Genomic DNA, 12,739 nt, shown 5'->3' on the forward strand with positions numbered 1-12,739 from the left:
CAGGAGAGCATGGACGACCACAGCTACGACGCCATCGTCATCGGCACCGGCCACAGCGGTCTCGTCGGTGCGTGGTACCTGGCCCAGGCCGGCTGGTCGGTGCTCATGCTGGAGCGCCGCGACATCGTCGGCGGCACCTGTGTGACGGAGGAGATCTTCCCCGGCTACCGCGGCAGCAGCGTGGCCAACTCCAGTCACAGCCTCGACCCGCGCATCGTCGGCGACATGCGACTGGACAGGTTCGGGCTGCGCTTCGCCCACCCCGAGCTCGGGTCGCTGACGCTGTTCACCGACGGCCGCGCCCTGGTGCCGTGGCCGGACCGGGAGAAGCGGCGCGCCGAGCTGGCCCGGTTCGCGCACGGCCAGTCCGACCTGGACGGCTACCACGCGCTGCTGGACTTCTACCGGTCGGTAGCCATGCGGATGCAGGTGTCGTTCTACGACCCGGCGCCGAGCCTGGCCGCCGTCGCCGAGCGGTTCCAGACCCCGGCACAGCAGCGGGCGTTCCAGAAGGTGATGTTCGGCAGCGTCGCGGACATCATCGAGGAGCACCTGGAGTCGCCGGAGCTGCAGGCGTTCTTCGCCGGCACCGCCGTCGCCACCAACTTCGTCGGCCCGCGCACGCCGGGCAGCGGCTACCTGCTGCTGCAGCGGCCGCTGTGGGAGGAGTCGATGAAGAGCGTCGGCACCCACGACGAGAACGACCTCATGATGCGCAACGCCGCCCCGATGGGCGGGATAGGCGCCATCACGGAGGCGATGGCCGCGGCCGGCCGTGCCGCCGGCGTGCGCATCGAGACGAACGCGGAGGTCGTCCGCATCCTCTGCACCGACGGCCGGGTCACCGGGGTGGCGCTGGCCGACGGGCGGGAGTTCCGGGCACCGCGGGTGCTGTCGAATGCGAACCCGAAGCTGACCCTGACCAGGCTGCTCACCGCCGACGAGCTCGGCCGCGACTGGTACGCCCTGGCCGAGGACATCCCGATGAAGGGGTCGTCGGCCAAGGTGCACCTGGCGCTGAACGGCACGCCGCGGTTCGCCTGTGCCCGCTCGGACAAGGAGAACGAGCTCTTCCTCGCCACGAACTTCCGGATCGCGCCGAGCATCGACGTGCTGCAGGAGGCCTACAACGAGGCCATCATGGGCCGCTGGAGCGAACGCCCGACGATCTCGGGCATCATCTCCTCGGCCATCGACCCGTCGCTGACGCCGCCGGGCGCCCACTTCGTCAGCCTCAGCGTGCGCGGCGTCCCGTACCACCTGGCCGAGGGCACCTGGGACGAGCACGGCGACGCGCTGGCCAAGGCAGTCGTCACCACCCTGGAGGAGCACGTCCCGAACCTGCTCGACGTGCTGGACGACTACCACATCTACACACCACTGGACCTGGAGCGCGAGTTCGCGCTGCTCGAGGGCAACGGCGCGCACGGCGACATCGTCCCCGGCCAGATCTTCGACTCCCGGCCGATGCCCGGCTGCGCCGACCACCGGACCCCGGTGGAGGGCCTCTACCTGTGCGGCGTGGGCACCTGGCCGGGCAACTTCATGAGTGGTGTCACCGGCTACAACGCCAGCCACCGCATGCTGTCCGACGCCCGACTGCCGCGGCCGGACACCGACCCGATGGCAGCGGTGGAGGACTCGATCACGTGACCGCCGCCGTCCATCCCACCCGCTGACCAGAGGAGATCTTCATGCACGTCGGACGAGGACGGCGCGACGGCCAGCCGTCGGGCCTGCGCTCGTCGACCACCACCGGCCAGGTGTGGTCCGACATCGTCCTCGACGCCGAGGGCACCCGCGCCATCACCATCTTCTTCGCGCCCGGGTCGCGCACTCGCTGGCACAGCCACCCCGGCGGCCAACTGATCTACACCGTCGCGGGCGAGGGATGGATCCAGGAGCGCGGCGGCGAGCTCGTCACCGTCGGCCCCGGCGACGTCGTCTGGACCGAGCCCGGCGTCGAGCACTGGCACGGCGCCACCGACACCGGCCTGGTCACGCAGCTCGCCGTCCACTTCGGGGATGTCGACTGGGGCGACGAGGTCACCGAGGAGGACTACCCGACGACGGAGTGAGTCGGCGGCTCCGCCGATCCGACGCCCGCCGCCGGACCCCGATCACCGACCCGCTTGGAAGGAGGCCGGGCACCCGATGCCCGTACCGGCCCATGAACGCAGCTTCGACACACCACCTCGGCCGCCCGCCGGCCAGGCGCGCCGCCGGGCGTGCCGCCGCCGGGTTCGCGGCTCTGATCGCCCTGCTCACGACCGCCTGCTCCGGCGACTCCGGTGACGACACCGCGTCGTCGGGCGGCGACCCGACCGACGTCCGTCGCTTCGACGGCGAGACCCTGACCGTCGCCGGCTACTCCAGCACGTTCAACGACGTGTGGGCGGAGAGCTTCGGCGCCTACTTCGAGGAGCGCACCGGCGTCACGGTCGAGTGGCTGGAGTCGAGTCCGCAGCAGGCCATCTCACGCATCCGGGCCGCCGGCGGCTCGCCGGACATCGACATGATGCTGCTGGACACCGCCAACCTGGCGCAGGCGGTCCAGGCGGACGCCGTCGCCGAGGTCGACACCGGCCTCGTCCCGAACCTCGACGACGTGCCGGATGCCCTGCGCATCGACCAGGGCATCCCCACGATGCTGTACCGCTACGGCAGCTGCTACCGCGCAGACACGTTCACCGACCTCGGGCTGGCCGCGCCGACCACCCCGGACTCGTGGTTCGACCCGCGGCTGGCCGGGCACGTCATGCTGCCCGGCAGCACCGCGTCACAGTGGCTCATCACCGCGCCGGCGTTCGCCCAGTCGCTCGGCTTCGCCGTGGACGACGCCGAGGGCACCGCCGACAGGCTGGCCGAGCTGGACCCGTACGGGTTCTTCAACGCCTCCGGTGACGTCGACTCCGCGATGACCGCCGGCGACGTGTGGCTCACCCTCGGCAACGTCCAGGGCCGCTGCCTGGCGCTGAAGCAGCAGGGCGTGCCGGTCGAGTACGCCGGCTGGGAGATGGACGTCGACGGGCAGCAGTACACCGACCTGCTCAACCCCGACAACATCGTCCTGGTCAACGGCACCGAGAAGGCCGAGGTCGCCGCGCTGTTCATGAACGAGTACCTGTCGGCCGAGGCCGCCGCGGCAACCGTGCCGCTGTGGCAGTTCATCGCCGGCACCCCGCCCACCGAGGCGGCGCTGGATGAACTCAGCGCCGACCCGGCCGCCGCCGACTGGCTGATCGCCGACCCGTCGGCGCTGTTCACCCCGGACTACCAGGCGTTCCTGCCCAGCCTCGCGGACTGGAACACCGCCTGGAACGGGCTGCTGTCGTGACCGGACCGGCCGCGCGCCGGTGAGGGAAGGAGCGTCGTTCCCATGAGCGAGCTCGTCATCGAGGGACTGGAGATCGAGTACGGGCGCAACGTCGTCGTCCACGGCCTGGACCTGCGGGTCGAGTCCGGCGAGTTCGTCAGCTTGCTCGGCCCGTCCGGCTCGGGCAAGACGTCGGTGCTGCGCGCCATCGGCGGCTACCAGGCGCCGAGTGAGGGCAGCATCGCGATCGCCGGCCGGGACGTCACGGACGTCCCGCCGCAGGGCCGCGACGTCGGGATGGTCTTCCAAAGCCTGGTCCTGTTCCCGCACATGAGCGTGCTGCGCAACGTCGAGTTCGGGCTGCGCACCCGCAAGGTCCGCCAGCCGGAGCGGCGGCGCCGGGCCATGGAGACGCTGGAGATGATGCAGATCGCCCACCTGAGCGAGCGGCTGCCGTTCCAGCTCAGCGGTGGTCAGCAGCAGCGGGTCGCACTGGCCCGGGCGCTGGTCGTCCGGCCGTCACTGCTGCTCATGGACGAGCCGCTGGGCGCGCTGGACGCCCGGCTGCGGCTGCAGATGCAGGTGGAGATCCGGGCACTGCAGCACGCCACGGGCGTCACGACGATCTTCGTCACGCATGACCAGCAGGAAGCCATGGCGATGTCTGACCGGGTCGTGGTCATGCGCGACGGTCGCATCGCCGACCAGGGCGGCCCGGAGGGCCTGTACCGCGAGCCGCGAGATCGCTTCACCGCGGAGTTCATGGGCCTGACGTCACTGCTGCCGGTCGACGTCGTGCGGCCGGCGGGGGACGGCGCCCGGGTGCGGCTGGCCGGCACCGCGCACGAGTTCGACGCCACCGGGTCGGCGGACCCCGCCGGCGGCGAGCCCACGTTCGTGTCGTTGCGGCCGGAGGACATCCACTGCACGACACAGCCGGTCGACGGCGCGCTCACCGGCAAGGTCATGGCCCGCACGTTCCGCGGCGTGAACACGTTCGTCCAGGTGCGCGTTGGTGACCAAACCGTGCTCGCGCTGCAGCACCGCGGCCAGTCCCTGAGCGAGGGAGCGGAGGTGTTCGTCTCCTGGGACGCCGCCCGGGCCCGACTCGTGGCCGGTGACGCGCCATGAGAGGCGCCATGACGAGCCGGCGCGTGCTGCGCATCGGCGTCCTGCCGCTCGCGCTGTTCTACGTCTTCTTCTTCCTGCTGCCGGCGCTGCAGTTCCTTCGGTCCAGCCTGTACGACTCGTCGGAGTCCACCGACGACGGCGCCTCGCTGACCAACTACCGCCGCGCCCTGGGCAGCGAGTCGGTGCTGGACTCGCTCGCGACGACGCTCGGCATCGCCCTGGTGACCGCGGTCGTGTCGCTGCTGCTTGCGTACCTCATCGCGTACCACGTGGTCCGCGGGCCGGCCTGGCTGTCGCGGCTGATCATGGTGGCCGCGCTGAGCTCGCTGTTCGCCAGCGCGATCGCCCGCGCGCTGGGCTGGCGGGTGCTGCTGGCCGACTCCGGGCCGCTCAACGACCTGCTGCTGGCGCTGGGCGTCGTCGACGAACCGGTGCGCCTGATCAACAACACCATCGCGGTCACCGTCGGCATGGTGCACGTCCAGGTGCCGATCATCATGCTCGCGCTGATCCCCGTCATCGAGGCGGTGCCACGGGAGATGGAGCGCGCCGCGTACGGGCTGGGCGAGTCGCGCTGGCGCACGTTCCTGCGCGTGCACCTCCCGCTGACCTGGATGAACGCGGTGCCGATCGGCCTCATCGCGGTTATGGCGACCGCGGCGTACTTCACCACCCCGGCGCTGCTCGGCGGCGGCCGGGTGCTGGTGCTGCCGATCCTCATCCAGCAGGCGGCGCAGGTGCTGTTCGACTACGCGACCGCGGCGACGCTGGCAGCGATCCTCAGCATCGTCATCGTCGCGATCGCCTGCGTCGTCCTGGTGTTCACCCGGTGGCGGCGCACCATCCGGGAGAGGGGGCACGCATGAGGCGGCTCATCGTCACCGACGCGATCCTCGGCGGGCTGTCGCGCGCGCTGGCCGTCCTGGTCGCGCTGTTCCTGCTGGCGCCGCTGGTCGTCGTGTTCGCGACGTCGTTCAACGCCCGGGCCGTGGCCTTCCCGCCGTCGGACTGGTCGCTGGCGGCGTACACCACGATCCCCGACCAGGCGTTCCGCACCTTCAGCACCAGCCTGCTGCTCGGCCTGGCCAGCGCCGTCGTCTCGGTGGTGCTGTGCGTGCCGGCGGCGATGGCGCTGGTGCGTGGGCGGCTGCCGGGCCGCAGCGCCATCGAGACGGTGTTCCGCAGCCCGCTACAACTGCCGCCGATCGTGCTGGGCATCGCGTTCCTGCAGTACTTCCTGTACTGGCAGAACCTGACCGAGATCAAGGCGCTCGGCACGTTCTGGGGACTGCTGGTCGCCCACGTCCTGATCGTGTCGCCGTACGTCCTGGTCGCGGTGATCGCCCGGCTGTCGACGCTCGACCCGCGGCTGGAGGAGGCGGCGGCGGGGCTCGGCGCGGGAACGCTGATGACGCAGGTTCGCGTCGTGCTGCCGCTGCTGCGGCCCAGCATCCTGGCCGGCATGTTCATGGCGTTCGTCATGTCCTTCGAGGACGTGGCCGTGACGCTGTTCCTGGTCGGCGCCGACACCACGACGTTCCCGGTGTACCTGTTCGGCAGCGCCCAGGTGTCGAACACCCCCAGCCTGTACGCGGCGTCGAGCCTGGGTGCCGTCGTCGCCATGGCGCTGGCACTCGTCGTCCAACGCGTCGTCGGTCTGCGTACCGTCCTGAGCAGGTGAGGAGTCCCAAGATGACCACCAGCCACACCGCCGTCGAGTTCCTCGCCGGCACCGAGCCTGGGCTGTTCGTCGACGGCGCCTGGACTCCCGGCGCCACGGGGGAGACGTTCGAGGTGTTCGACCCGGCGAGCGGGCGGGTGCTGGCCACCGTCGCCGATGCCGGCGCCGACGACGCCGCCGCCGCGGTCACCGCCGCCGCGGCGGCGCTGCCGGGCTGGGCGGCCACACCCGGGTGGGAGCGCTACGAGGTGCTGCGCGGCGCCGTCGAGGCGATGCGCAAGAACCAGGACGACCTCGCCGTCCTCATCTGCGCCGAGACCGGCAAGCCGCTGGCGGAGGCGCGGGCCGAGGCGCGCAACACCGTCCGGTTCTTCGAGTGGTTCGGGCACGAGACGATGCGGCTGCCCGGACAGGCCTGGTCCGACGTCGCGGCCGGGCGGGACGCCGTCGTCCTCCAGGAACCGGTGGGCGTCGTCGCCGCGATCACGCCGTGGAACTTCCCCGGGTTCATGGTCGCGTGCAAGGTCGGCGCCGCGCTCGCCGCCGGCTGCCCCGTCGTGCTCAAGCCCGCCGAGCAGACGCCGCTGACAGCGCTGGCCATCGCGAAGGCGTTCCAGACCGCGGGCCTGCCGCCGGGCGTGCTCAACGTCCTGCCGACGTCACACCCGGCGCGGGTCGGCGAGGTCCTGCTCGCCCATCCCGACGTGGCCTGCGTCAGCTTCACCGGGTCCCGCCGGGTCGGTGAGCTGCTGATGCGCGAGGCCGCCGCGACCGTCAAGCGGGTGCTGCTCGAGCTGGGCGGGAACGCGCCGGTGGTCGTGCTCGACGACGCCGACCTCGACCTCGCCGTCGCGCAGCTGGTGCGGGCGCGCTACCTCAACGCCGGCCAGGCGTGCGTGGCGGCCAACCGGGTGTACGTGGTGGAGTCGGTGGCGGCGGACTTCGTGGCGGCGCTGACCGAGGCGGTGCGTGGGCTGCGCGTCGGCGACCCGCTGGAGAGCACCTCCGACCTCGGGCCCATGATCGACCTCGCCGCCGTCGAACGCATCGAGGCGCAGCTCGCCGCCGCCGTCGGCGACGGCGGCTCGCTGGTGACCGGCGGCGACCGGCTGCGGTCCAACGACGTCAGCGCGTACGTCTCGCCGGCCATCGTGTCCGCCGACGGTGACCGGCAGCCGGGCGTCTTCGCCGAGGAGCTGTTCGGCCCGCTGCTGGCCGTGGTCCGCTGCCGCGACGCCGACGAGGCGGTCCAGCTGGCCAACGCCACCGACTACGGCCTGGCCGGCTACGTCTTCGCCGGCTCCGCGGCCCGCGGGATGGAGATCGCCCGCCGGCTTCGCGTCGGCTCCGTCGGCGTCAACTGCGCGCTGGTCAGCGAACCGCAGCTGCCGTTCGGCGGGGTCCGCGCCAGCGGTCTCGGGCGCGAGAGGGGCCGGGCCGGCGTGGAGGAGTTCCTGGAGACCAAGACGGTGCAGCTGGGCCGATGACCCGCGCCGCAACGCGTTCGCACGACGACGACCCGCGGCGCCGGACTCCGGCCGGCGCCCCGGACAGAGCATGAGGGAGCTACGTATATGACCGGCAACGACGTGTGCATCGTCAACGCCACCGTGAGGACCATGGACACCGCCGGCTCGGTGGCCGAGGCGTTCCGCTTCCGCGACGGCCGCATCGTCGCCGTCGGCAGCCGGTCGTCGGTGCTGGCCGGAGCGGCCTCCGGCGCTGAGGGCGGGCCGCGCGTCGTCGACGCCGCAGGAGCGACCGTGCTGCCCGGCCTCATCGACGCCCACTCCCACCTGGAGATGCTCGCCTACGCCTGGGAGGTGGCCGTCGACTGCCGCTCCACCCGGGCCTCCTCGATCGAGGACATCGTCGCCGCCCTGGCCGAGCGTGCCGCCGCCGTACGTGCCGGCGAGTGGATCCTCGGCCAGGGCGAGCACTACCAGCACACCAAGCTGGCCGAGGGCCGCTACCCCGACCGGCACGACCTGGACCGCGTCAGCACCACCCACCCGGTGATCTATCGCGCCAGCTACCACCTCAACGTCTTCAACTCGCTGGCCCTGGACCTGCTCGGAGTCGACGACGACACCCCCGACGCGCCCGGCGGCCGGATCGAACGGGACCCCGCCACCGGCATCGCCACCGGCCGTACGTTCGACATGTTCGCGCCGCTCGGCGGACCGCAGGCGCCCGTCGCCGTGCTCGCCGACGCCATGAAGGCGGTGCAGCAGCGCTACCTCAGCGTCGGCATCACCGCGCTCGGCGACATCCTGCTGCACTCGCACGCCCTCGACGCCCTGGTGGACCTGGCCACACGTGAGGAGCTGGTGCTGCGCACCGTGGCCTACCCGAAGCTGCCCAGCGTCGTCGCCGCCGCCGACGTCCGCTCCGCGGCGCTGGCCGGCAGGTTCTCCGTCGTCGACGGTGAGAGGCTCGCCCTCGGTGGCATCAAGGTGTTCCTCGACGGCGGGCTGACCGCCGGCGCCGCCGCCCTGCACGACGACTATCCGGGGCAGCCGGGCTACCGCGGCGAGCTGGCATACACCGACGACCAGGTCGCCGAGCTGGTGCGGCTGGCCGACGACGCGGGGCTGCAGATCGCGATCCACGCCATCGGCGACCGCGCGCTGGATCAGGCCATCGACGCCGTCGCCGCCCTGCCGCCGGACCGGCGCGCGGTCATCCGGCACCGCATCGAGCATGCCGGGAACATGTTCATGACCGATGAGCGGATCAAGCGGATGCTCGACCTCGGGATCGTGCCGGTGCCGCAGCCGGCGTTCCTGCTGACGACGGCGCCGGGCTATGCCGGCCACCTCGGGCACGACCGGATCGGCACGCTGATGCCGTTCCGCACCCTCATCGACGCTGGCCTGGCGATCCCCGGCAACTCCGACGCCATCGGCATCACCGCCGACCAGCACCACCCCTTTCCCGCGATGCAGGCCGCGGTCACCCGGCGCACCGCCAGCGGCGAGGTCATCGACGGCCACGAGGCGGTCACGGTCGCGGAGGCGCTGGCCATGTACACCCGGTGGGCGGCGTACTCGCTGGGATGGGAGGACCTGATCGGCTCCCTCGAGGTCGGCAAGCGGGCAGACTTCGTGCTGCTCGACGCCGACCCGCTGGCGGTGTCGCCGGACGCGCTGGGCGAGGTCACCGTCCGCTCCACCTGGGTGGACGGCCGCGAGGTCTACCGCCTCCGTCATTGACGGGCGTCTGTTCGAAGCGCTGTCCGCGTCTCCTGGTGATGTCGCCGAGCGCCTGGTCGCGGCGGCCTGCTCCTCCTCCGGTCAGGGTGATGGACCGGTCGGCCGGCATCTCGCTCCTCGCGTCCCGGGTTGCAGGGATCTTTCTCCATACTGTATGCAGTATGGATGACAAGTATCGTCGTGACGGGCCACGGTTCGTTCGCCGCCTCGTTGCTCGAGACGGCGCAGATGATCGTCGGCTCGACGGAGAACGTGCACGCCGTCGACTTCCCGGTCGGTGCCGGTGTCGACGAGCTGACCGACCGCGTGGGTTCGCTGATCGACCGGCTGAACCCCGACGGTGAGCCGGGCCGGGTCCTGATCCTGGCCGACGTCCTCGGCGGATCGCCCGCCCGCGTCGCGCTCACCCAGGCCGCAGCCGGACGCGCGAACGTCGTCACCGGCGTCAATCTCCCCATGCTCATCGACCTGGCGCTGAGCGCCGGAACCTCGACCGCGTCCGAGCTCGCCGCCCGGGCCGTCACCGCGGGACAGGACGGGATCCGTGCCGCCGGGTCGCTCGTCCGCCCGGAAGGAGGAGTGTCGTGACGCTCTGGCAAGCGTTCCTCATCGCGCTGGTGGTCGCCCTGGCCTACCTGGCGCGACGCATCCTCGGCGATCCACAGATCGAGCGCCCGATCATCCTCGGCCCCGTCGTCGGCCTCATCATGGGCGACCTCGAGACCGGCCTGATCGTGGGCGGCTCCCTGGAGCTGATCTTCATCGGCGCCGCGACGTTCGGCGGCACCGCCCCGCCGAACGTGGCCATCGGCGCGGCCGTCGGCACGGCGCTGTCCATCTCCGCGGGTCAGGGCGTCGAGACGGCGCTGGTGGCGGCGGTGCCGGCGGCCGTGCTCGGCACCTTCTGCGAGCTGTTCGCCAAGACCGTCTGCTCCTTCCTGGTGCACCGCGCCGACGCGGCCGCCGCGCAAGCACGAGGACGGACCATCACCGGCATCATCTGGATCGGCAACGCGATCCACTTCCTCGCCTACTTCGTGCCGACCTTCCTGGTGCTGCAGTTCGGCGCCAACGCGCTGGAAGGGGTGCTCTCCGCGCTGAGCGACGACGTCCAGAACGCCCTGAACACCTCCGCGGCGCTGCTACCGGCGGTGGGCTTCGGAATCCTGCTGTCGGTGCTGTACAACAAGGCGCTCTTCCCACTGTTCTTCGCCGGGTTCGCCCTGGCCGCCTTCACCGACTTCACGGTGATCGGCGTCGCCGTCATCGCCACCGCGATCGTGATCGTGATCATGCGCAACCGCACCCCGCAGGCACCGTCCACGCCCCAGTCGTCGGCGCTGCTCTGAGCGGGAGAGAGAAGACACCATGACAGAGAACGCCAGCACGGCCACCGAGGTACTGGAGCGGCCGGACGAGCAGAGCCGGGAGATCCGGCGGCTGACGGTGCGCGGCCTGCTCCTGCAGGGCGGATTCAACTACGAGCGGTTCCAGAACCTCGGATTCTGGTGGGTGATGCGCCCCACGCTGGACCGGCTCTACCCCGACCCGGTCGACCGGGCGGCCGCGTACCAGCGGCACCTGGTCTACTTCAACACCAACCCGTGGGTGGTCGGCCCGATCGCCGGTGTCACCGCCTCCATGGAGGAGCAGCGCGCCAAGGGCGCCACGGAGCTCAACGACGAGGCGATCAACTCCGTCAAGGTCGGGCTGATGGCGCCGCTGGCCGGTATCGGTGACTCCCTGATCTTCGGGACCATCCGGCCCATCCTGGCGGCGGTCTGCGCCGGGATGGCCATCGACGGCAACATCGCCGGGCCGATCATCTTCTTCCTCGTGCTGCTGGCCGTCCAGGTGCTCATGCGGATCGGCGGCACGGCGAGCGGCTACAGGACCGGCATGCAGTTCTTCGAGAAGCTCTCGCCCGCGCAGATCGACCAGATCAAGCAGGGCGCGACCATCGTCGGACTCGCGGTCACCGGTGCGCTCGTGGCGACCCTGCTCGACGTCACCACGCCGTGGTCCTACACCAGCGGTGAGCAGACCATCGCCCTGCAGGACCAGCTCGACCTCGTGCTGCCGGCGTTGCTGCCGCTGATCGCGACGCTGGGCGTCTACGTACTGATCCGGCGCCGGGTGTCGCCGGTCTGGGTGCTGCTCGGCACGCTGGTGGTCGGTCTGGTGCTCGGCTACTTCGGCATCCTGGCCTGATCCGCGCCATGTCCGAGACCGACGAGTACGTGCTGACCCGCGCGCGGGTGCTGCTCCCCGACGGCCGGCTCGAACCGGGTTCCGTCCACGTGCGGGCCGGTGTCATCGCCGGGGTGCTTGCGGCGCACGGCGCCGGACGCGACGTGCAGCGGATCGACCTGGACGGGCGCATCGTGGCGCCCGGCCTGATCGACACGCACGTGCACGGTGGCCTCGGGTTCAACGTCATGAGCGCCGACGGGGACGTAGTGCGGGCGATCGGGCGGCGGCTGCGTGCGGCCGGCGTGACGTCGTTCGTCGCCACCACCGCATCGGTCCCGTTCGAGCAGATCCTCCGGTCGGTGCGTGGCCTGGCCGCGCTGACCGGTCCGACGGAGGCGGACGGGGCGGACCTGCTGGGGATTCATCTGGAGGGACCGTTCCTGAGCCCGGACTTCCGCGGTGTGCACCGGCGGGAGAACCTGATCGAGCCGGAGCCGGCGCGGATCGCCGAACTGCTCGCCGCGGCCGGTGGGGCGTTGCGCATCTGCACTGTCGCGCCCGAGCTGCCGCACGCGGAGTCCGCCGTCCGCACCCTCACCGAGGCCGGCGTGCGGGTCTCCGTCGGCCACACGGCGGCGACGTTCGAGCAGGCCAGGGCGGCCGTCGGCTGGGGAGCCCGGCGGGCCACGCACCTGTTCAACGCGATGCCGTCCATCCACCACCGCAACCCGGGGCCGGTGCCGGCGCTGCTCGCCGACGAGGCGGTCTACCTCGAGATCGTCGCCGACGGTCTGCACGTCGCGCCGGAGCTGATCGGCGCGCTCGCCGCCATGCCGGGCGTGCGGGACCGCCTGATGCTGGTGAGCGACGGCACCGACGTCTCCGGCCTGCCCGACGGCGAGCACCGTCGCTGGGACGGCACCGAGGTCCAGGTCAGCGGTGGCCGCGCCTTCACCCGGGCCGGCGGCATCGCGGGCAGCACATCGACGCTTATCGACGGTGTCCGCGTACTGCTCACGGCCGGCGTGCCGCTGGAGATCGCGCTGACCGCGGCGGCCCGCAACCCGGCGCGCTCGCTCGGTCTCGCCGACCGGGGAGCCGTCGCCGTCGGCCACCGCGCCGACCTGATCGTCGTCGACGACGACGCGACGATCGCGCACACGATCATGCATGGACAATGGGAAAGGCCATAGAGAGGGAACG

General features: G+C 71.7%; 12 protein-coding genes. All 12 read left to right on the plus strand.

Translation table 11 applies throughout. The annotated features are described in order from the left end of the window. The first annotated feature begins 9 nt into the window (after window positions 1-9). The 12 genes from E1269_RS00700 to nagA all read left to right on the plus strand — a co-directional run bounded on the left by E1269_RS00700 (window position 10) and on the right by nagA (window position 12,729). Window positions 10-1,653, plus strand: coding sequence for a phytoene desaturase family protein (locus tag E1269_RS00700; RefSeq protein WP_131889957.1), 1,644 nt, complete (start codon window positions 10-12; stop codon window positions 1,651-1,653). A 41-nt stretch (window positions 1,654-1,694) separates the two neighbouring features. After that, window positions 1,695-2,078 carry a cupin domain-containing protein gene (locus tag E1269_RS00705; RefSeq protein WP_131889959.1) on the plus strand — a complete coding sequence of 128 codons (384 nt, stop codon included), beginning with the start codon at window positions 1,695-1,697 and terminating at the stop codon, window positions 2,076-2,078. 92 nt (window positions 2,079-2,170) lie between these two features. Then, on the plus strand, window positions 2,171-3,337 hold the full coding sequence (locus tag E1269_RS00710; RefSeq protein WP_131889961.1) for an extracellular solute-binding protein: 1,167 nt from the start codon (window positions 2,171-2,173) through the stop codon (window positions 3,335-3,337). 42 nt (window positions 3,338-3,379) lie between these two features. After that, a complete protein-coding gene (locus E1269_RS00715; RefSeq protein ID WP_131889963.1) occupies window positions 3,380-4,447 on the plus strand; it encodes an ABC transporter ATP-binding protein in 1,068 nt (355 codons plus the stop codon). Between the two features lie 8 nt (window positions 4,448-4,455). Further along, window positions 4,456-5,313 (plus strand): ABC transporter permease, encoded by an 858-nt coding sequence (locus tag E1269_RS00720; protein WP_131889965.1) that lies wholly within the window; start codon window positions 4,456-4,458, stop codon window positions 5,311-5,313. Continuing rightward, on the plus strand, window positions 5,310-6,128 hold the full coding sequence (locus tag E1269_RS00725; protein ID WP_131889967.1) for an ABC transporter permease: 819 nt from the start codon (window positions 5,310-5,312) through the stop codon (window positions 6,126-6,128). The genes E1269_RS00720 and E1269_RS00725 overlap by 4 nt, the downstream gene beginning before the upstream one ends. Window positions 6,129-6,139: 11 nt before the next feature. Beyond that, window positions 6,140-7,615: an aldehyde dehydrogenase family protein gene (locus E1269_RS00730; protein WP_131889969.1), complete on the plus strand. Its 1,476-nt coding sequence runs from the start codon at window positions 6,140-6,142 to the stop codon at window positions 7,613-7,615. Between the two features lie 87 nt (window positions 7,616-7,702). Beyond that, window positions 7,703-9,343 carry an amidohydrolase gene (locus E1269_RS00735; RefSeq protein WP_131889971.1) on the plus strand — a complete coding sequence of 547 codons (1,641 nt, stop codon included), beginning with the start codon at window positions 7,703-7,705 and terminating at the stop codon, window positions 9,341-9,343. Between the two features lie 165 nt (window positions 9,344-9,508). Continuing rightward, window positions 9,509-9,931 carry a PTS sugar transporter subunit IIA gene (locus E1269_RS00740; protein WP_131889973.1) on the plus strand — a complete coding sequence of 141 codons (423 nt, stop codon included), beginning with the start codon at window positions 9,509-9,511 and terminating at the stop codon, window positions 9,929-9,931. Continuing rightward, on the plus strand, window positions 9,928-10,692 hold the full coding sequence (locus E1269_RS00745) for a PTS mannose/fructose/sorbose/N-acetylgalactosamine transporter subunit IIC (RefSeq protein ID WP_131889975.1): 765 nt from the start codon (window positions 9,928-9,930) through the stop codon (window positions 10,690-10,692). The genes E1269_RS00740 and E1269_RS00745 overlap by 4 nt, the downstream gene beginning before the upstream one ends. 19 nt (window positions 10,693-10,711) lie before the next feature. Continuing rightward, window positions 10,712-11,554 carry a PTS system mannose/fructose/sorbose family transporter subunit IID gene (locus tag E1269_RS00750; protein ID WP_131889977.1) on the plus strand — a complete coding sequence of 281 codons (843 nt, stop codon included), beginning with the start codon at window positions 10,712-10,714 and terminating at the stop codon, window positions 11,552-11,554. A gap of 8 nt (window positions 11,555-11,562) precedes the next feature. Then, a complete protein-coding gene (nagA, locus tag E1269_RS00755) occupies window positions 11,563-12,729 on the plus strand; it encodes an N-acetylglucosamine-6-phosphate deacetylase (RefSeq protein WP_131889979.1) in 1,167 nt (388 codons plus the stop codon). Window positions 12,730-12,739 lie beyond the last annotated feature (10 nt).

The organism is Jiangella asiatica (genome assembly GCF_004349065.1).
In the GTDB taxonomy this organism is placed as follows: domain Bacteria; phylum Actinomycetota; class Actinomycetes; order Jiangellales; family Jiangellaceae; genus Jiangella; species Jiangella asiatica.